We start from the raw sequence: 18,069 nt of genomic DNA on the forward strand, positions 1-18,069 counted from the left end.
AGGGACCATGAACACCGAACAGGTCCTAGACGAATTCCGCGGCGCCGGCGCCCTGCGCGAAGGCCATTTCATCCTGGCCTCCGGCCGGCACAGCCCGATGTTCCTGCAGAAGAACCTGGTCTTCCAGTTCCCGGAACGCACCGCGCGCCTGTGCAAGGCGCTCGCCGAGAAGATCGAGGCGCAGTTCGGCAAGCCCGACGTCATCGTCTCTCCGGCGGTCGGCGCGATCATCCCGGGCTACGAGACCGCCCGCTGGCTGGGCGTGCCGGCCATGTACGTCGAGCGCGAGGACGGGGCCTTCAGGCTGCGCCGCGCCTTCCGAATCGCCCCGGGCGCCAAGGTCGTGGTGATCGAGGACGTGATCACCACCGGCGGCTCCTTCCGCGAGGCGGTCGAGCCGATCGAGGCGGCCGGCGGCGTCGTGCTCTGCTGCGCCTGCATCGTCGACCGCTCCGGCGGCCGCGCCGACGTCGGCTTCCCCCTGGTGGCGCTGGCGACCCTGGACGTGCCGTCCTACGCGCCCGACGCGATCCCCCCCGAACTCGCCGCCTTGCCGGCCGAGGAGCCCGGCAGCAAGAGGTTGCGGGCATGAGCGTCCGGCCTGTCATCCCGGAAGCCGCGCAGCGGCTATCCGGGACCCATACGCACCGGTCTGGCGGCACAGGATGTTGCGGCGGCGCTTCGAGAACCCATCTCCATCGGAGTCCATGGGTCCCGGACAAGCGCTGGCGCGCTTTTCGGGATGACAGCCTGGGCATGGGATGAGCGGGGGGTTGGATGTCTAAGCTCAGACTCGGCGTCAACATCGACCACGTAGCCACCGTGCGGAACGCGCGCGGCGAGGGCTATCCGGATCCGGTGCGCGCCGCCGAGATGGCGCTGGCCGCCGGCGCCGACGGGATCACCGCCCACCTGCGCGAGGACCGCCGGCACATCTCCGACGCCGACATCGACGCGCTCGCCGTCACCTGCCGCCGGCGCGGGCGGCCGCTGAACTTCGAGATGGCGGTGACGCCGGAGATGGAGGCCATTGCGCTCGCCCACCGGCCGCATGCCGCCTGCCTGGTGCCGGAGCGGCGCGAAGAGGTGACCACTGAAGGCGGCCTCGACGTCGTAAAGGGCCACAACGCCATCTCACCCGTCGTCCGCCGCCTCGCGGACGCGGGGATCCGCGTCTCCTGCTTCATCGACGCAGACCTCGGCCAGGTCGCGGCTTCCAAGTCCGCCGGCGCGCAGGTCGTGGAACTGCACACCGGCGCCTATTGCCAGGCCGTCCGCGAGCATTCGCCCGACGCCGAACGCCTGTTGCAGAACCTGAAGGCCGCCGCGGCGGAGGCCGCGCGCCTCGGCCTGGAAGTCCACGCCGGCCACGGCATCGACTACGAGACCGTGAAGCCGATCGCCGCCATCCCGGAGCTGATGGAGCTCAACATCGGCCACTTCCTGATTGGCGAGGCGATCTTCATCGGCCTGGGCCCCGCCATCCAGCGGATGCGCGCGCTGATGGACGAAGCCAGATCGGTGCGGGCGGCGTGATCATCGGCCTGGGCTCCGACCTCTCGGACATCCGCCGGATCGAGAAGACTCTGGAACGGCACGGCGAGCGCTTCACCCAGCGCCTCTTCACCGAGGTCGAACGCACCCGCTCGGAGCGCAAGAACGACCGCGCCGCCTCCTACGCCAAGCGCTTCGCCGCCAAGGAGGCCTGCGCCAAGGCGCTGGGCACCGGCATGCGCCGGGGCGTCTTCTGGCGCGACATGGGGGTGGTCAACCTGCGCTCGGGCCAGCCCACCATGGCGCTGACCGGGGGCGCCCAGGCCCGCCTCATGGAAATGACGCCGCCGGGCCACCGCCCGGTGATCCACCTCAGCCTCACCGACGACCACCCCTATGCCCAGGCCTTCGTGATCATCGAGGCCCTGCCGGAGTAGGGTTCCTGTGCCGTCCAGGCGACGGCGGGGCTCGCCGCTACTTGTGGCAGACGTCCTTCACCGAGATGCAGGCGTTGCCGCAGCGCTTGCCCTTCTTGCAGTTCGGGCCGCCGGCGGCCGCCATCGGCGTCGCTGCACGGGCGGACGCCGTGACGGGCGCGGTCGCCGCCGCGGGCGACGCGGCGGCGGTCGCGGCGACCGCATCGCAACTGACGAAGGCTCCGTTGGACGAGCGGCACCGCTTGGTCGTCGCCTTGGCGGCGGCCGCGGGGCAGGCGGTGAAGTGGCCCTGGGCGTCGCGGCAGGGCTTGGCCTGGGCTTGCGCCTGGATGGCTCCGAAGGAGAGGCTGACGGCCACGGCGATAGCGAGATAATTGTATCGATTCATCGGGATCGTCCTCGGCACGGAGGCGTGCGTTAGCCAACCGTGGGCGACGCATAAGGTTCCTCATTCGACGAACGATGTTCTATCGTTGGATCCTGCCGTGGACCGCGCTCTAGGAGCGCGCGCCCGCGAGCTCCGCCACCAGGCCCCGCGCCGCGTCCATCGCCGGGCCCCAGTCGCCGAAGGCGGGCGCGGTCAGGACGCGCGCGTGCGGATACCAGGGCAGGGTCTCGGTCCCAAGGCGCGGCCAGGCCGTCGGCGCGCCGAGGACCGCCGCCTCGGCCCCGATCGCGCCGGCCAGGGCCGCGGTGGCGTTGGCCACGCACACCGTCAGGTCGAGCGCGCTCAGGAGCGCGGCCAGCCCGTCGATGTCCTCGCGGAGATCGAGGCCCGGCGGCTCCAGGATCTCCGCGCCGGTCTCGGCCCGGAACGCCGCCAGCTCCTCGGCGCAGTCGCCGTACTGGACGTTGACGAAGCGCACGCCGGGCGTCCGCAGCAGAGGCTCCCACAGGCCGCGCGGCGGATACTGCCGGCGCCGGTCGCCGGCGACCTTGCCGCTGCGCCAGCTCAGGCCCACCGCCGGGGGGCCGTCGCCCAGCCAGCGCAGCCACCGGCCGGCCAGGACGGGATGCGGCGCCAGGTAGCCGGCGGCGGCCGGAAAGCGGGCGATCGAACGGCGGAACTCGCGGGGCAGGGACCCCATCGGCGCCCACAGGTCCATCTCGCGCGGACGCTCGAGGCCGGGCGCTGAGCGGCGGAACCCGGGCCCGGCCCGCGCGGTGGCGTGGGCGACCACCTCGGCCGTGGGGAAGCTGCGGGCGAAGAGCTGGACCAGCCTGGGCTCCACCGCCAGGCTCAGCCGTCCCTGCGGCCCCAGGGCGTCCAGCACGTCGGGCAACAGGTTGGCGAACATCAACTCGTCGCCGAGGCCCTGCTCGCCGACGATGAGCAGGCGCCGCCCGGCCAGGCGCGCGCCGGGCGACCAGCGCCGCCCGGGAAGGTCGAAGCCGAGCGCGCCGGTCCGATGCCGGGAAAGCCGCGCCTCATAGGCGTCCCAGGCTCGGGCCAGATCCCCCCGGGCCAGCGCCACGGTGGCCTCGGCGAAGGCGATGGCGGCCAGGTAGGCGGGGTTCCGGGCCACCCGGTGCGCCTGGCGATAGTCGGCGGCCGCGCCCTCCAGGTCGCCCAGGTCGAACCGTGCGTTGCCGCGATTGTAGATCGCCGCGGCGAGCCGGCGGTCCAGCCGCAGCGCCTCGTCGAAGAAGATGATGGCCTCGGCTGCGTGGCTGTCCTGGGTCAGGGTCACGCCCAGGCTGTTCCACAGCCTCGCCTCCTGCGGATTGCGGATCAGCGCCTCCCGCAGGAGCGCGACCGCGTCTTCGAACCGGCCGAGGTCGCGCAGGGCGCGGGCCTGGCCGTCGACGGCCTCCAGCCGCGGCGGGTCCAGGCGGCGCACCTCTTCCCACAGCCGCGCGGCGACGTCGGCCAGCTCCATGCGGCCGGCCAGGCTCGCGAGCCCGGCCAGGATCTCCGGATCCTCCGGCCGCGCGGCGAGCGCAGTCTCATAGGCGGCGAAGGCGCTCGGCAGGTCGCCAGCCCGCTCCAGCGCCGCGGCCTTCGCCAACGGGCTTCGCGCCGCGCTCGCCACAACCGGTTCAGGCCGCCAGACCGACATCCGCCTCTTCCCCCTGCCGCGCCGCGGAGGGATCGAAGCCGCGACGAAAACACCCTCGCCGCGGTCGCTAACGGCGAAGTCTGGCGGCAAGACGCCGCCTTTCGACCGCAGGGTTTCAAGCTGGAACAGGCCGGTCGGCCCGGCGGTCGGCGGCGCAAAAAGCGGGGCGGTCTGTGGCCGGCGTGTCCAGAAGGTTTCCGGCCGAGCCCCCTGTATCGCCCGCGTTGCAAACCGCTTTCGGCGATCGCCGGGCTGTTAAGGCGCCGGCTTGGCGGGCACGGAACTTGCTCGCGTCGGGCGCAGCGCGTAGCTAACGGCCCGACCGCTTCGGCGGGCCTGTTCCCAAGGACTGTCCATGAACGACACCACCCAGGCTTCCGCGCCTCCCGAGAAGTCCGGCGCGATGGCCGAGATCGTCGAGATCATCAAGACCGTCGTCTACGCCCTCGCGATCGCGCTCTTCCTGCGCGTGCTGTTCTTCCAGCCCTACACCATTCCCTCGGCGTCGATGGAGCCCAACCTCTACGAGGGCGACTACATCATCGTGTCGAAGTGGACCTACGGCTATTCGAAGTTCTCGATCCCGTTCGCCCCGCCGATCATCTCGGGCCGGATCGCCGAGCAGAAGGCGCACCGCGGCGACATCGTGGTCTTCGCCCTGCCGCACGATCCGCACGTCGACTACATCAAGCGCATCATCGGCATCCCCGGCGACCGCATCCAGATGAAGCACGGCCTGCTCTACCTGAACGGCGTGCAGGTGCCGCGCGTCTTCAAGGGCACGTTCCGCGAGGACAGCGGCTACGGCTTCATGCACGACGTCAGCCGCTACCAGGAGACGCTTCCCGGCGGGAAGACCTACATGACCAACGACTTCGGTCCTGACGGCGACCTCGACAACACCGACGTCTTCGTCGTGCCGGAGCACCACTATTTCATGATGGGCGACAACCGCGACAACTCCTCCGACAGCCGCGTCTCGCCCGAGGCGGGCGGCGTGGGCTACGTCCCGGCGGAGAACCTCGAGGGCAAGGCGCAGATCATCCTGCTGTCGTGGTCCAAGGGCGCCTCGATCTTCAAGCCCTGGACCTGGGTCCTGAACCTGCAGCCGCACCGGTTCTTCAACCTGCTGCAGTGATGAACGCCCTGATCCCATGAGTACGAGAATTGCGGCGATCGATGAGCTGGAACGCCGCATCGGCCACGTGTTCGCCGACCGCGAGCTCCTGGAGCGCGCCCTAACCCACGCCAGCGTCGGCGACGGCGCCAAGGCCGTGCGCCACAACGAGCGGCTGGAGTTCCTCGGCGACCGGGTGCTGAACCTGGTCGCGGCCGAGCGGCTGATGGCGATGGATCCCGACGCGCGGGAAGGGGAGATGTCGCGGCTGATGGCGGGCCTGGTGAACTACCACGCCTGCTCGCGCGCCGCCCGGGCCTGCGGCCTGCCCGACGCCATGCGGTTCTCCGCCAGCGCCAGCAAGGTAGGCGCGCGCGACTCCGACGCGGTATTGGGCGACGCCTGCGAGGCCCTGATCGCGGCCCTCTACATCGACGGCGGGCTGGAGACGGCGCGGGCCTTCTTCCTGACCTTCTGGAAGGACGAGTTCGCCCGCCTGGATGAGCCGCGCGCCAAGGACCCCAAGACCCAGCTCCAGGAGTGGGCGCAGGGCCGCGGCCTGCCGCTGCCGGCCTATGAGCTGGTGGCCCGCGAGGGGCCCGACCATGCGCCGATCTTCACCATCGCCGTCGCCATCCAGGGCTTCGCCCCGGAGCGCGGGCAGGGGCGCTCGCGCCAGGACGCGGAGAAGGCGGCGGCCGCCCAGATGCTGCACAAACAGGAGGGGGCCGACCCCTCGGAAAGCTTGAACCCATGACCCGCGCCGGCTTCGCCGCCATCATCGGCGCCCCCAATGCGGGCAAGTCGACCCTGACCAACCGCCTCGTCGGGGCCAAGGTGTCGATCGTCACCCAGAAGGTGCAGACCACCCGCTTTCCGGTGCGCGGCGTGGCCATGGCCGGCGAGGCCCAGATCGTCCTGGTCGACACCCCCGGGATCTTCCAGCCCCGCCGCCGGCTCGACCGGGCGATGATCCGCGCCGCCTGGGGCGGCGCCCAGGACGCCGACGTGATCGTCCACCTGGTGGACAGCGCCGCCGAGCTGGCCGCCGAGGAGCCGGGCGCCAAGGCCGCCGACAAGCGCGCCGCCGTCGACGTGGAATCCATCGTCGAGGGGCTGAAGGCGGCCGGCAAGACGGCCATCCTGGCGCTGAACAAGATCGACGGCATGAAGCGGGACACCCTGCTCGCGCTGTCGAAAAAGCTTTTCGACACAGGGGTCTATTCGGAGGTCTTCATGATCTCCGCGGCCGACGGGAACGGGGTCGACGACCTGAAGAACCGACTGGCGGCCCTGATGAAGGAAGGTCCCTGGTTCTATCCCGCCGAACAGACCGCCGACATCCCCGCGCGGCTGCTGGCCGCCGAGATCACTCGCGAAAAGCTCTATCTGCGGGTCCACGAGGAGCTGCCCTACGCCGCCGCCGTCGAGACCACCGCCTTCGAGGAGCGCAAGGACGGCTCGGCCCGCATCGAGCAGACGATCTATGTGGAGCGCGAGAGCCAGCGCCCGATCATCCTCGGCAAGGGCGGCCAGACCCTCAAATGGATCGGCCAAAAGGCCCGCGAGGAACTGATCCAGCTCTTCGACCGCCCGGTCCACCTCTTCCTGCACGTCAAGGTCGACGAACGCTGGGCCGACAAGCGCGAGTTCTACGGCGACGTCGGCCTGGATTTCGACGCCTGAGGGCGGCCAACCGAAAAGCCCCGGCGCTCTTGCGAGGCCGGGGCTCAACGGTTCGATCTGTCAGACGTCAGGTGGCGAACGCGACCTGCCGCCGCCGCCAGCGGATCGCGGCGCCCAGGCCGCCGAAGCCCAGCAGCATCAAAGCCCAGCTCGCCGGTTCCGGCACGCCGCCGCCGCCGCCTGGATCGTTGATCCCCGTCGTGCCGATCGCACGCCAGTTGAGGGACTCGTTCGTGTTGTACTGCGGCACCCCGCCGCCGCCGGTGTGGAGGTGGTTGTAGTTCGCGGTGTCGTAGCCCCCTGTGTCGAGCACATGTCCCGAATCGTTGAAGGCCGTCGTGACGCCGTCGATCGTGAAGTTCACGATAGGGGCTGTGTTCATGCAGAGGGCCGTCGCGGCGAGCGGACCGACGCTGCAATTGTTCGTGTTGGGATCGAATCCAGCCTGGGAATTCGCCGCGTTCGAATAGTCGCTGGAGTCGAAGTTGTAATTTGCGGTCGACGTAAAGATGACGCCTGTGCCTGCGGCCAGAGTAAGACCGGCCCCCAGTTGTAGCGGGCCCGCGCCTGTCCAGATCTGAAAATCGCCGTTGGCGGTGCCGACGTGGCTGACATCCAGGTTGTTGATCGTGATGTTGGTGGCGCCGGTATTGAGCAGCATGACGCCGCCCGCATCTATGCCGTTGTTCACGTCGCCGAGCAGATTGCTGATTGTGTAGGTGTGTCCCCCGGTTGTGTAGGTCTCACCTACGGCGGAAGGGTTCGGGTAGTCGGCGCCGCCTCGCAAGCCATCGAAATAGCCCACGAAAACAGCGGCAGAGCCGGCCTGCGCCGACGTCGCGACAGAAGCGGTGAGCGCCGCCGTTGAGAGAAACGAGGCCGCCAGAACCAAGGCTTTCAGTTTCATGTCATGCCCTTCCCCAGCCGATCGCGGCGAGCTGAAAAGGCCACTCGCCTATCGATGTTCACCGTAAACAGTTCATTTGGGTTGAGACAACACCGTTCGCCTAACAGGGGAATTCAAGCTTGACCGCCTGACCAGGCTTCCCCGCGAAGCGGTGGGAAGGGGACCGTCGGCCCCCGGGCCGACCATTGCTCCCGCATTGGGGATGGTGGTGCTAGCTAGGGCCATGGAATTTGAAGACGACGCCTTCGTGCTTTCCGCCCGGCCGTTCGGCGAGACCGGGGCGATCGTGGAGCTGCTCACCGCCCGCCACGGCAAGTACGCCGCGCACGTGGCCGGCGGCGCGTCGCGCAAGATGAAGCCTTTCCTGCAGGCCGGGGCCGCGGTGGGCGTCCGCTACCGCGCGCGGGTCTCCGACCAGCTTGGCGCGGCCAGCCTGGAGCCCGTGGGCGAGGGGCCTGCGGCCCTGTTCGACGATCCCCTGGCGCTGGCGGGCCTTTCGGCCGCCGCCGCCGTGGCCGCGGGCGCCCTGCCGGAGCGCGAGCCGCATCCGGGCGCCTACCTGGCCTTCCAGGCGCTCAGCGAGGCCCTGGCCGCCATCGACGACTGGCCCGCCGTCTTCGTGCGCTTCGAGGCGGGCCTGCTGCAGGAGCTGGGCTTCGGCCTGGACCTCTCCAAGTGCGCGGCCACGGGGACCACCGACGACCTGGTCTACGTCAGCCCCAAGACCGGCCGCGCCGTCTCCCGCGCCGCCGGCGATCCCTACAAGGACCGCATGCTGGTCCTGCCGGCCTTCCTGCTCTCCAGCCAGTCCCGCCTCGAGGCCGGCGACGTGGGCGCGGGCCTGGCCCTCACCGCCCACTTCCTGGAGCAGTTCATCTTCAACCCCATCAACCGCCCCCTGCCGCCGGCCCGCCTTTGGCTGGTGGACCGGCTGAGCGATGCGGGGCGGCTTTAGGGGCGGTCGCGCCCGCCGCCTTGATGAACGGGTCGACTGCCGCTTGCCGGTCGGCGGCGAAAATCTCGTCGGACCGGCCGGCGAGGGTGCCCGACAGGTTCCCCTCCGCCTGCACGGCCAACAAGAAGTCGCCGGGCGACGCCAGGGGCGCCTCGCCTTCGGCCTTGTCCGGCAGCGGCGCGGCCTCCGGCGTCGTGCAGGCGAACACGCCGGTCAGCGAGCGCACGCAATACTCACGCTGCAGGAAGCTCGCCAGCTTCCAACGATAGCGGTCGCCGCCGCCGTCCGCCGGCCGCACCTGGGTTACGGCGGCGGTCACGAACAAGACCTGGCGCACCACCATCTCTTCGCGCCGCCCGGCTTTCACCAGATTCAGCGGCAGGTCGAAGTTGGCGGCCACTATGGTGTGGTCGCTTCGTGCGACCACCACCTCGGCGGCAGGCGGCGGGGTGGGCGGCGCGTCAGCCTGGATCATGGGAACGCCTCACCCGATGGAAGGCGACTTCGGACCCGGGTCGCGCAGGGCGTTGAGCCTGGCCGCGGCCTCCGGATCGGTCGGCAGGCTCCAGCGGATCGGGATCGTGATCCGTCCATCCGCCGTCGGCGCGCCGTCCACGGTCTGCGGCCGCATTCGGAACAGTCCTGCGAGCTCCAGAGTGGCCTTGCGGAAATCCTCACGGATGGCCTCGGGCGCGCCGAAGGTCATGATTCCGGTGGCCACGCAGTCGGTCAGACGACCGTCTTTGTCCACGCCACAGAACAGGGTCGTGGTCCCCTCGAAGTTCTGCTTCTGCGCCTCCGCCGGGTAGAAGCGGGCGAAGTCGGCGCCGACCGGCTTCTCGAGCCAGATCGGTTGGGCGATCACCCGCGGCGCGACGGGGGACGCCAGAGCCGCCCAGTCCGCCGCCGGCGCATAGCTGACCGGCGTGGGACGCACCGGGGCGGGCGCGGTCTTGGCCTTCGCCGGCGGGCCGGGCAGGAAGTCGGGGAAGCGGGTGACCGGCGGGTCCGCCGGCGGGCCGCCCGGCATGGCCGGGTGGTCGTTGAACTGGATGATGTAGAAGCCCCGCGGCGGCAGGGGCGCATCGTTCGGGCCAGGATTGGTCTTCAGCCGGATGATCGAGATCACCCGCACCGCAGCCTGCTCGAAGGCGGCCTTCAATTCCGGCCGCTCGGCCGCGCCGTCGAAGTGGTAGCCCACGCACTGGTCCAGACGCCGTTGGGCGAGATCCGGGGTGCATTGCAGGGTGACCGAGCCGGTCAGGCCGGCCTTCTTCGCCCGCGCCGGCCATTCGCGCTGCACATCAGCGGCGGTGGCGATGGTCTCGAAGGGTGTGCCGGTCATCCGGCAGTTGTGCAACTGGCGGTTCGCGTCCGGCTTGCACAGAAAGGATAGGCCTGGCCGCCAGAGCTTGCGGGCCTCCTCTGGCTCCAGATGGCCGTTATTGGGGATGGCGTCGAGGTCTGCGGCCATCGGCGAGGCTTGTGGCGCGCTCGGCGCGGGCTGGCTGGCCCAGGCGAGGCCGGCGGCGCCGGCGCAGGCGAGGAGCGCCACCGCTGCGCCCAAGCGTCGGGCCGCGCGGGCGGGCAGGGGAGACTTCAGCATGGCGATCCTCTCTTTCAGGGGATGCTCCGCGCCGGCCGGCCAGTGGCAGCCGAGCGGCAGGGGTTGGGTGACGAGCTGAGTCTTGAGCAGCAGTTCGGCGTAGGTCCGCCGCTCGCCAGGGAAGTGGCCGATCACCGCGGCGTCGCAGGCCAGTTCCTGGTCCACGCGCGCCAGTCGGGCCGCCAGATGGACCAAAGGGTTGAACCAGCAGACGCACCGCACAGCGCAGGCGGCGGCGTTGGCGAGCGCGTCGTGAGCCCGCAGGTGCGCGGTCTCGTGCGCCAGGATCAGCCTCCGCTCGCCCTCCGCATAGCACGTCTCAAAGTCGGCTGGCGCGACCACTTTGGGCTTCAGCACGCCGACCACCGCCGGGCCGACGCCTGTGCGTTCGGCGCGGAACAGGCCGGGTTCGCACATCGGCGTTAGGCGCCCCAGAGAGGCCACGAACCGCGCCTGTCGCCGGGCCAGCGATCCGGCCGCCGCCAAGCCGCCTGCGATCCAGGCGGCCAGCAGCAGGGCCGGGATGTCCGGCGCGCTACGCGGCGTAGCGGCGGCGACGAACTCGTCCGTCACGGCTTCGGCCTGCAACACCATGGGTGCGACCATCGGTGGGACTTCGGAGATCTTGGCCGCCGGGTGCGGCAGCAGCACCGCAACCGCCGCCAGCAGGGGCGCTAGCCAAAGCGCATAGGCCGCTCGCGCGCCGAGCCGCCCACGCACCGCCTTGCGCGCGGCGAGCACCAAGACCACCACCGCGGCCGCGGCCAGGTTGGCCTTGAGAAGGCCCAGCAGGATGGCGTCGATCATGGCTCGAATCCCTCGATCAGCTTCTTCAGCTCGGCGATGTCTTCGGGGGTGAGCTTCCGGGCCTGCGACAGATGGCTGACCAAGGGCGCCAAGCGGCCGTCGAACAGCCGGTCCAACAGGCCTTGGCTCTCTGCCTCCACATAGCCCGCGCGGGCCAGGAGCGGCCGGTAGAGGTAGCGGCGGCCGTCGCGCTCGGCGCCGATGGCGCCCTTGTTGAGCAGGCGGTTGATCAGGGTCTTCACCGTGGCTTCGGACCAGCCCTGGCCCTCGGCGACTTGCGCCGAGATGTCCTCGGCGCTCAGGGGTTCGCGGGTCCACAGGGCCCCCATGATCACGCTCTCGGCCGTGCTGATCTTCATGTTTACACCCGTAATCGGCACCTATCGATTACACTGGTAAACGTTGGAGTCAACAGGTTCTGCGTCCTTCTCCTCTTGTGGGAGAAGGTGGCCGCGAAGCGGTCGGATGAGGGGTCGAAAGCCTCATCCGATCTGGCCGCTCCGTCACGCAGACGACGGAGCACGGCCCCTCATCAATCGGCCCTCCGGCCGACACCTTCTCCCGCAAGGGGAGACGGAAGCTTAGATCGATGCGCCGCAGCGACGACGGGCTCGTGGCGCCCTAATAGTCAGTCGCGACTGACAATGTGATTCCTCACCCATGACCGACACCACCACCGCCCCGCCGCCCGGCGCTCCCGGCGACCGGATCATCGACGAGCCGCTCAGCGAGGCGCTGAGCCGGCGCTACCTGGCCTATGCGCTCAGTGTCATCACCGACCGGGCCCTGCCGGACGTGCGCGACGGGCTGAAGCCCGTGCAGCGGCGCGTGCTCTACGCCATGCGGGAGATGCGGCTGAACCCCGACGCCGCGGCGCGCAAGTGCGCCAAGGTGGTGGGCGAGGTGATGGGCGGCTACCACCCCCACGGCGACCAGTCGATCTACGACACCCTGGTGCGCATGGCCCAGGACTTCGCCCAGCGCTATCCGCTGGTCGACGGCCAGGGCAACTTCGGCAACATCGACGGCGATAACCCCGCCGCCATGCGCTACACCGAGGCCAAGCTCACCGAGGCGGCCACCCTGCTGCTGGACGGCATCGACGAGGACGCCGTCGACTTCAAGGCGACCTACGACGGCCAGGACACCGAGCCGGTCGTCCTGCCCACCGGCTTCCCGAACCTGCTGGCCAATGGCGCGACCGGCATCGCGGTCGGCATGGCGACCTCCATCCCGCCGCACAACGCCGCCGAGCTGACCGACGCCTGCCTGGCTCTGCTGGCCAATCCGGACGCCACCACCGCCGAGCTGATGGCCCATGTGAAGGGCCCGGACTTCCCCACCGGCGGCGTCATCGTCGAGCCCGCGCACTCGCTCCTGGAGACCTACGAGACCGGCCGCGGCGGGGTGCGCCTGCGCGCCCAGTGGTTCAAGGAGGAGACCGGCCGCGGGACCTACCAGATCGTGGTCACCCAGATCCCCTACCAGGTGAAGAAGGCCGACCTGGTCGAACAGCTCGCCGAGCTGATCGAGGCCAAGCGCGTCCCCCTGCTCGGCGACGTCCGCGACGAGAGCGCCGAGGACGTGCGCCTGGTGCTGGAGCCCAAGTCCCGCAACGTCGAGCCGGAAGTCCTGATGGAGAGCCTGTTCAAGCTCTCCGACCTGGAGAACCGCTTCAGCGTCAACCTGAACGTCCTCGACGCGCGCGGCACGCCGGGCGTGATGGGGCTCAAAGCGGTCCTGCAATCCTTCCTCGACCACCGCCGCGAGGTGCTGGTCCGCCGCGCCCGCCACCGCCTGGGCAAGATCGAGGCGCGGCTGCACATCCTCGACGGCCTGCTGATCGCCTACCTCAACCTCGACGAGGTGATCCGCATCGTCCGCTACGAGGACGAGCCCAAGGCCCGGCTGATCGAGGCCTTCGACCTCTCCGAGATCCAGGCCGAGGCGATCCTCAACACCCGCCTGCGCCAGCTCGCCCGGCTGGAGGAGATGGAGCTGCGCCGCGAGCACGCCGAACTGGCCGAGGAGCGCGATGGCATCTTAGGGATGCTCGCCAACGACAAGGCCCAGTGGAAGCTGGTGGGCGAGGGGCTGAAGCACACCTTGAAGACCATCGGGGCTGAGACCACCCTCGGCAAACGCCGCTCGGTCTTCGCCGACGCGCCCGAGGTCGACGCCGAGGCGGCCATAGAGGCGATGATCGTGCGCGAGCCGATCACCGTGATCCTGTCGGACCGCGGCTGGATCCGCGCCGCCAAGGGCCGGGTCGACGATCCCTCGGAGCTGAAGTTCAAGGAGGGCGACAAGCTCTCGTTCCTGGTCCCGGCCGAGACCACCGACAAGCTGCTGATCTTCGCCTCCGACGGCCGGTTCTTTACGCTCGCCTGCGACAAGCTGCCGAGCGCGCGGGGCCACGGCGAGCCGCTGCGGCTGATGATCGACCTCGACGACCGCGTGGGCCTGGTCGACGTCTTCGTCCACCGGCCCGGCGGCAAGCGCATCCTGGCCTCCAAGGAGGGCTACGGCTTCATCCTGCCGGAGGACGAGGCCATCGCCTTCCGCCGCGCGGGCAAGCAGGTGCTGAACGCCGGCGCCAAGGGCGCCCTGGTCAGCCTGCCGCTCGGCGCGGCCGACCAACTGGCGGTCATCGGCGACAACGGCAAGATCCTGATCTTCCCCACCGCCGAGCTGCCCGAGATGCCCCGGGGCAAGGGCGTCAAGCTGCAGGCCTACCGCGAAGGCGGCCTGCGCGACGCCACGGCGTTCAACGCGGACGAGGGCGCGTCCTGGATCGACCCCGCGGGCCGCACCCATGGGTGGCCCGAGTGGCGCGACTGGCTCGGCAAGCGGGCAGGGGCTGGGAAGCTGGCGCCGAGGGGCTTCCCGGCGAGCAAGCGGTTCAGGCCAAAGGGTTAGGACCCTTCTCCCCTCGCGGGAGAAGGTGGCCTGCGAAGTAGGTCGGATGAGGGGGACTTTGGGACGAAGCCGCCAACTTCCCCCTCATCCGTCAGCCTTCGGCCGACACCTTCTCCCGCGAGGGGAGAAGGGACACACTGCCTCCATGTCCCCCAGCGACGACGACCCACCGACCCGCTACATCGAACGCACCCACGCCTGGTACGCGGCCCTGGGCTATGCCGAGCCCTACCGCTACGCCCAGCATGCCGAGGTCCCGTTCACGCCGCTCGGCCTCCCGCTCGCGAGCGCCCGCATCGTGCTCCTCACCACCGCGGCGCCCTACCGGCCGGAGCTCGGCGACCAGTCGGCCAGGGCGCCCTACAACGCGGCCGCCAAGTTCCATGCGGTCTATTCCGGTGACACCGCCCGCGACCACGACCTGCGGGTCAGCCACGTCAGCGTCGACCGCGCCCACCTGGAGGACGACGGAAGTTGCTGGTTCCCGCTGCCGGCGCTGCGCCGGGCGCAGGGCAGGGGACGCATCGGCGCGATCGCCGCCCGCTTCCACGGCGTCCCCACCACCTACAGCCAGCGCCAGACCCTTCAGGTCGACGCGCCGGAGGTCCTGGCCCGCTGCCGCGAAGACCGCGCGGACGCCGCCGTCCTGGTCGCCAACTGCCCGGTTTGCCACCAGACGCTGAGCCTGGTCGCCCGCACTCTGGAGGCCGCCGGCCTCCCCACCGTCCTGATGGGCGCCGCCAGGGACATCGTCGAGCTTTGCGGGGTCCCGAGGTTCCTGTTCAGCGATGTGCCCTTAGGCCGCGCCGCGGGCCTGCCGTGGGACGAGGCGTCCCAGGACGCCACCCTCGACCTGGCCCTCAGCCTCCTGGAACAGGCCCCCGGGCCCCGCACCACCGTCCGCAACCCGCTCCGCTGGCCCGGCCCGCCGGGCTGGCGCGCGGACTTCATGAGCCTGGCGGGGCTGTCGCCGGAGGACCTGGCGCGGGAACGGGCGCGGAATGACGAGGCGAGGGCGATGGCGTTGGGGGTGCGGGAGGGGGCGTCGGGCGGAGTAAAGGCCGAAGGCGCTTGAATTCGACGTTCGCCCGGCGTCATCGAATGCTTGGTGGGACCACGAGTGGAGCGATCAGCAGCCGCTGCGTTCCGTCCGCTGACGGGATCGACGCCGAACTCGTCGCGCCTGCAGCGTCGTGGACTAGGAACACCAATTTGGCTAAACACCCGTTATTAAAGTCTTCCTGACTCATCGCCAGATTACTATGTCCATACCTGCCCAATCCAACGAATTCATTCGCCGAAATCTCTGATCGTAAATATATTTTCCCACAGATTTCGTCACCCGGCATAGCGACAGGCTTACCCCATCTGTACAGGTGACCCATAATCTTCGCGTTGGCGAGATTGGAATTCTTTTTTCCGACGTCGGACTGATCTGGATTCGGCGTGACGGCAATTGGGTAATCTCTGATAAGATCTTTTAGGTTCCCATTCGCCTTATATCGATAGATTGCCGAGAGGCGACGCAAATTATCGCCGTCATTTACTGGCGCGATATTCCAACTTTGTGTCCATTGATCAGAAGCCTGAATTCCCAATGACTGTGCGATTGTTCTCGTCGCTTGAATCGCCGGTGTGGCCGATATGGTGTTCTGCTTCGCCTTGGTAAAGCCATAGGACGGATTTGGAGATACAGAGTTGGTCGTCGAAATCGTGCCAGCGGAGACCAGAGATTGAGATGGAATTGCGTTTGGGTCTCGAATGAAACGCTCGACGTTGTCCAATATTTGAGAAATCTCAATGTTCGCGGTGGATCGAGCGACGTCTGCTGTGTTGGCTGACAACTGGGTTGACGCGCAACCGGATAATGCGATCCCGACAGCGGAGAGGACACAGTTTCGATAGCTCATCGCAATTCCCCCCTTGCGAGAGGAGGAGAATTACACAACCTATAGCTGAAGGCAAGGATACCTGCAGCCTGGTCAGCGCTAACCCGCCAACCGCCACACCGCTCCATCCCGCACGACATGCCCCGCCGTCGGCGCGGTGAAGTGGGTGCCGATCACCAGGGTCTCCGTCCCCGCCAGGTCCGCGAACATCCGCGCGCGGGTCGCCGTGGAGGCCGCCGGGTCGTAGTCGGCGAGGCTGGCCCATTCGGGGTGGGTGAACTGGCAGGGGTGGTGGATGAAGTCGCCGGTGATCAGGGCCTCGGCGCCTTTGGAGCGGATGCGGACGCTGACGTGGCCGGGGGTGTGGCCGAGGGTCGGCTCCAGGGCGACTTCCGGGCAGACCTGGTGGTCGGTGGCGACCAGCTCGACGAGGCCGGCGTCCCACACCGGCTGGACGCTGTCGTGGAAGGGGGAGCGTTCGGGGCGCTCCACGGTCTCTTCCTCGGCCCGCCAGTATTCGAACTCGTCGCGGCCCAGCAGGTAGCGGGCGTTGGGGAAGGTCGGGACCCACTTGCCGCTCTCCAGCATGGTGTTCCAGCCCACGTGGTCGACGTGCAGGTGGGTGCAGAGCACCACGTCGATGCTCTCGCGCGGGAAGCCTGCGGCGGCCAGGTCGGCCAGGAAATTGGTCTGCAGGCCGCTCCAGGTCGGGATGTCGCGCTGCTTGTCGTTGCCGATGCAGGTGTCGACGACGATGCGCGCGGTCGGGGTCTCGACCACCAGGGCGTGGATGCTCATCCTGAGCTTGCCGTTCTCGTCGGCGAAGTGGGGGCTAAGCCAGCCGATCTCCTTGACGGCGTCCGGCGTCGCCTGCGGCAGGATGAACCGCGTGCCGCCGGTCGCCTCCAGCTCAAGAATCCGCGTGATCCGCACATCGCCCACCTGCCAGCTCAACATGACCCGCGTTCCTCCGTTCGGCGCGAGCGCGAGTTTGGCGCTGGGCGACGGCAGGGGCCATCGGAAATTCCGCGGGCGCCGTCCCGGATGGCGGCAGGGCCGACCCGGGACGTTGGTGCGCTACGCCGCGGGTCCTAGCAGGGGAACTCGCGGAGGATGTAGCGGCCGTAGTAGGGGTCCCAGACGCGGCGCTCGGTGAAGCAGGGGCCGGGGCCGTAGTCGCCGTAATAGCCGCCATAGTAGCCGTCGTAGTAGGGGGCATCGAGGGCGTAGCCCAGGGCAAGGCCGCCCAGGACGGCTCCGCCATAGCCCCAGCCGTAGCCGCCGCCGTACCCGCCGCGTCCGCGCCACTCGTGGCCGCCGCCCCGCCAGCCGCCTCCGCCGCCCCAATTGTGGCCGCCACCGCCGCCGTAGGCGTGTCCGCCGCCGCCGTAGCCGTGGCCTCCGCCGCCGCTGAAGCCGCCGCCGTGTCCGCCGCCCCCGCCGTGGCCGCCGCCATGGCCCTCGGCGAGCGCCGGGGCGGCGATGGCCAGCATGCAGCCTGCCGCGATCGCGGCGATCGGGCCGGCCTTCGAGAGTCGCTTCGTCATGAACACCTCCGTTGCGCGCGGTCCCGACTCAGGAGCGACGCGGCGCGCGTACTTGTTTCCCCATGGAATCTGGAAGGCGTGATCTGAATGCCGGCTGAATAGGCGTGGCCGTGGCGGGCGAACGGAGGTGAAAGCGACTGCTCGGCGAGAGAAGATCAAGCTTTGCCTTGGACCTCTGCGCCGCGGGCCGGCCGCGAATACGCGCGCGGGATCGGCGAGGCGGCTCGAATGCCGGAGACAACCTAAGCGAGAGGTGCGGAATTGCTTTGGCGCCGCCGTTCCCCTCCCCCTGCGGGGAGGGGCGTGACGGGGGGCGTTTGCCCCGAACGTCGATCGGTCCTAGGCCGCGGCCATCGCCGTGCGGCGGCGGCGGCGGAGCAGCGCCCCCAGGCCGGTGAAGCCCAGGATCATGGTCGCCCAGCTCGCCGGTTCCGGAACCGCGTCAGGGCCGATCACCAGGCCGAAGACCTTCAGGTTCGGGGCGCCGGAGGCGGTGTCGCCCGGATTGGAGCCGCCCCAGCCCAGGACGTCGAGGCTGGTCAGGTCCACAGCGGTCAGGTTGTAGGCCTGGCCCGGGGAGATGAAGGCGTTGGAGACGTCGTTGACGCCGCCGCCCAGCCAGTCGGTGCGGTCGCCGCCCGAGGC

At 69.5% G+C, this 18,069-nt stretch carries 19 protein-coding genes; 9 read left to right on the plus strand and 10 right to left on the minus strand.

Going from position 1 to position 18,069, the window contains the following annotated elements; all coding sequences use genetic code 11:
- Positions 1–7: 7 nt before the first annotated feature.
- The 3 genes from pyrE to acpS all read left to right on the plus strand — a co-directional run bounded on the left by pyrE (position 8) and on the right by acpS (position 1,931).
- Positions 8–592, plus strand: a complete 585-nt coding sequence (pyrE, locus tag VNW53_RS16050) for an orotate phosphoribosyltransferase (RefSeq protein ID WP_325556810.1) — start codon at positions 8–10, stop codon at positions 590–592.
- Between the two features lie 185 nt (positions 593–777).
- Complete coding sequence (locus VNW53_RS16055; RefSeq protein ID WP_325556811.1) at positions 778–1,536, plus strand: pyridoxine 5'-phosphate synthase; 759 nt, start codon at positions 778–780, stop codon at positions 1,534–1,536.
- Complete coding sequence (acpS, locus tag VNW53_RS16060; protein WP_325556813.1) at positions 1,533–1,931, plus strand: holo-ACP synthase; 399 nt, start codon at positions 1,533–1,535, stop codon at positions 1,929–1,931. Before VNW53_RS16055 ends, acpS begins: the two co-directional genes overlap by 4 nt.
- A 37-nt stretch (positions 1,932–1,968) precedes the next feature.
- Here acpS and VNW53_RS16065 read toward each other — a convergent pair whose 3' ends face one another.
- Together VNW53_RS16065 and VNW53_RS16070 are read right to left on the minus strand one after the other, a co-directional pair.
- Positions 1,969–2,319, minus strand: a complete 351-nt coding sequence (locus tag VNW53_RS16065) for a hypothetical protein (protein ID WP_325556815.1) — start codon at positions 2,317–2,319, stop codon at positions 1,969–1,971.
- Between the two features lie 109 nt (positions 2,320–2,428).
- Complete coding sequence (locus tag VNW53_RS16070) at positions 2,429–3,940, minus strand: tetratricopeptide repeat protein (RefSeq protein WP_325556816.1); 1,512 nt, start codon at positions 3,938–3,940, stop codon at positions 2,429–2,431.
- 406 nt (positions 3,941–4,346) lie between these two features.
- Here VNW53_RS16070 and lepB point away from each other — a divergent pair, with 406 nt between their 5' ends.
- Genes lepB through era form a run of 3 tightly spaced genes read left to right on the plus strand, consistent with a single transcriptional unit; the run spans position 4,347 to position 6,794 of the window.
- A complete protein-coding gene (gene lepB / locus VNW53_RS16075; protein ID WP_325556817.1) occupies positions 4,347–5,129 on the plus strand; it encodes a signal peptidase I in 783 nt (260 codons plus the stop codon).
- Between the two features lie 16 nt (positions 5,130–5,145).
- Positions 5,146–5,865: a ribonuclease III gene (gene rnc / locus VNW53_RS16080; RefSeq protein ID WP_325556818.1), complete on the plus strand. Its 720-nt coding sequence runs from the start codon at positions 5,146–5,148 to the stop codon at positions 5,863–5,865.
- Positions 5,862–6,794: a GTPase Era gene (gene era, locus VNW53_RS16085; protein ID WP_325556820.1), complete on the plus strand. Its 933-nt coding sequence runs from the start codon at positions 5,862–5,864 to the stop codon at positions 6,792–6,794. The genes rnc and era overlap by 4 nt, the downstream gene beginning before the upstream one ends.
- A 67-nt stretch (positions 6,795–6,861) precedes the next feature.
- Here the strand turns inward: era and VNW53_RS16090 are convergent, their stop codons facing one another.
- Positions 6,862–7,701: a PEPxxWA-CTERM sorting domain-containing protein gene (locus tag VNW53_RS16090; protein ID WP_325556822.1), complete on the minus strand. Its 840-nt coding sequence runs from the start codon at positions 7,699–7,701 to the stop codon at positions 6,862–6,864.
- A gap of 223 nt (positions 7,702–7,924) precedes the next feature.
- Here VNW53_RS16090 and recO point away from each other — a divergent pair, with 223 nt between their 5' ends.
- A complete protein-coding gene (recO, locus tag VNW53_RS16095; RefSeq protein WP_325556823.1) occupies positions 7,925–8,656 on the plus strand; it encodes a DNA repair protein RecO in 732 nt (243 codons plus the stop codon).
- On the opposite strand, the gene VNW53_RS16100 is transcribed toward recO, so the two are convergent.
- From VNW53_RS16100 to VNW53_RS16110, 3 genes are read right to left on the minus strand one after another with little or no spacing between them, the layout of a single operon-like run.
- The gene (locus VNW53_RS16100) at positions 8,589–9,131 is read right to left on the minus strand and encodes a hypothetical protein (RefSeq protein ID WP_325556824.1); all 543 of its coding nucleotides are present in this window, start codon (positions 9,129–9,131) and stop codon (positions 8,589–8,591) included. The two genes, recO and VNW53_RS16100, sit on opposite strands and share 68 nt — an antisense overlap.
- A gap of 9 nt (positions 9,132–9,140) precedes the next feature.
- Positions 9,141–11,069, minus strand: a complete 1,929-nt coding sequence (locus VNW53_RS16105; protein ID WP_325556825.1) for a M56 family metallopeptidase — start codon at positions 11,067–11,069, stop codon at positions 9,141–9,143.
- Positions 11,066–11,428, minus strand: coding sequence for a BlaI/MecI/CopY family transcriptional regulator (locus VNW53_RS16110; protein ID WP_325556826.1), 363 nt, complete (start codon positions 11,426–11,428; stop codon positions 11,066–11,068). The genes VNW53_RS16105 and VNW53_RS16110 overlap by 4 nt, the downstream gene beginning before the upstream one ends.
- Positions 11,429–11,729: 301 nt before the next feature.
- On the opposite strand from VNW53_RS16110, the gene parC reads away from it, so the two are divergent.
- The gene (parC, locus tag VNW53_RS16115; protein WP_325556827.1) at positions 11,730–13,988 is read left to right on the plus strand and encodes a DNA topoisomerase IV subunit A; all 2,259 of its coding nucleotides are present in this window, start codon (positions 11,730–11,732) and stop codon (positions 13,986–13,988) included.
- Positions 13,989–14,133: 145 nt separating this feature from the next.
- Positions 14,134–15,063, plus strand: a complete 930-nt coding sequence (locus VNW53_RS16120; RefSeq protein ID WP_325556828.1) for a hypothetical protein — start codon at positions 14,134–14,136, stop codon at positions 15,061–15,063.
- Between the two features lie 19 nt (positions 15,064–15,082).
- Here the strand turns inward: VNW53_RS16120 and VNW53_RS16125 are convergent, their stop codons facing one another.
- The 4 genes from VNW53_RS16125 to VNW53_RS16140 form a co-directional block, all read right to left on the minus strand.
- Complete coding sequence (locus tag VNW53_RS16125; RefSeq protein WP_325556829.1) at positions 15,083–15,898, minus strand: hypothetical protein; 816 nt, start codon at positions 15,896–15,898, stop codon at positions 15,083–15,085.
- Between the two features lie 78 nt (positions 15,899–15,976).
- On the minus strand, positions 15,977–16,834 hold the full coding sequence (locus VNW53_RS16130) for an MBL fold metallo-hydrolase (protein ID WP_325556830.1): 858 nt from the start codon (positions 16,832–16,834) through the stop codon (positions 15,977–15,979).
- Between the two features lie 134 nt (positions 16,835–16,968).
- A complete protein-coding gene (locus VNW53_RS16135; RefSeq protein WP_325556831.1) occupies positions 16,969–17,424 on the minus strand; it encodes a hypothetical protein in 456 nt (151 codons plus the stop codon).
- A 339-nt stretch (positions 17,425–17,763) separates the two neighbouring features.
- Positions 17,764–18,069, minus strand: a 306-nt coding sequence (locus tag VNW53_RS16140; RefSeq protein WP_325556832.1) for a PEPxxWA-CTERM sorting domain-containing protein, incomplete at its 5' end; no start/stop codon positions are given.

It is taken from the genome of Phenylobacterium sp., from assembly GCF_035569475.1.
Taxonomy (GTDB): domain Bacteria; phylum Pseudomonadota; class Alphaproteobacteria; order Caulobacterales; family Caulobacteraceae; genus Phenylobacterium.

What these genes read in the sequence shown, in the direction of transcription:
- pyrE (WP_325556810.1), top strand. Translation starts at nt 8, where the DNA reads ATGAACACCGAACAGGTCCTAGACGAATTCCGCGGCGCCGGCGCCCTG.
- VNW53_RS16055 (WP_325556811.1), top strand. Translation starts at nt 778, where the DNA reads ATGTCTAAGCTCAGACTCGGCGTCAACATCGACCACGTAGCCACCGTG.
- VNW53_RS16065 (WP_325556815.1), bottom strand. Translation starts at nt 2,319, where the DNA reads ATGAATCGATACAATTATCTCGCTATCGCCGTGGCCGTCAGCCTCTCC.
- lepB (WP_325556817.1), top strand. Translation starts at nt 4,347, where the DNA reads ATGAACGACACCACCCAGGCTTCCGCGCCTCCCGAGAAGTCCGGCGCG.
- rnc (WP_325556818.1), top strand. Translation starts at nt 5,146, where the DNA reads ATGAGTACGAGAATTGCGGCGATCGATGAGCTGGAACGCCGCATCGGC.
- era (WP_325556820.1), top strand. Translation starts at nt 5,862, where the DNA reads ATGACCCGCGCCGGCTTCGCCGCCATCATCGGCGCCCCCAATGCGGGC.
- VNW53_RS16090 (WP_325556822.1), bottom strand. Translation starts at nt 7,701, where the DNA reads ATGAAACTGAAAGCCTTGGTTCTGGCGGCCTCGTTTCTCTCAACGGCG.
- recO (WP_325556823.1), top strand. Translation starts at nt 7,925, where the DNA reads ATGGAATTTGAAGACGACGCCTTCGTGCTTTCCGCCCGGCCGTTCGGC.
- VNW53_RS16100 (WP_325556824.1), bottom strand. Translation starts at nt 9,131, where the DNA reads ATGATCCAGGCTGACGCGCCGCCCACCCCGCCGCCTGCCGCCGAGGTG.
- VNW53_RS16105 (WP_325556825.1), bottom strand. Translation starts at nt 11,069, where the DNA reads ATGATCGACGCCATCCTGCTGGGCCTTCTCAAGGCCAACCTGGCCGCG.
- VNW53_RS16110 (WP_325556826.1), bottom strand. Translation starts at nt 11,428, where the DNA reads ATGAAGATCAGCACGGCCGAGAGCGTGATCATGGGGGCCCTGTGGACC.
- parC (WP_325556827.1), top strand. Translation starts at nt 11,730, where the DNA reads ATGACCGACACCACCACCGCCCCGCCGCCCGGCGCTCCCGGCGACCGG.
- VNW53_RS16120 (WP_325556828.1), top strand. Translation starts at nt 14,134, where the DNA reads ATGTCCCCCAGCGACGACGACCCACCGACCCGCTACATCGAACGCACC.
- VNW53_RS16125 (WP_325556829.1), bottom strand. Translation starts at nt 15,898, where the DNA reads ATGAGCTATCGAAACTGTGTCCTCTCCGCTGTCGGGATCGCATTATCC.
- VNW53_RS16130 (WP_325556830.1), bottom strand. Translation starts at nt 16,834, where the DNA reads ATGTTGAGCTGGCAGGTGGGCGATGTGCGGATCACGCGGATTCTTGAG.
- VNW53_RS16135 (WP_325556831.1), bottom strand. Translation starts at nt 17,424, where the DNA reads ATGACGAAGCGACTCTCGAAGGCCGGCCCGATCGCCGCGATCGCGGCA.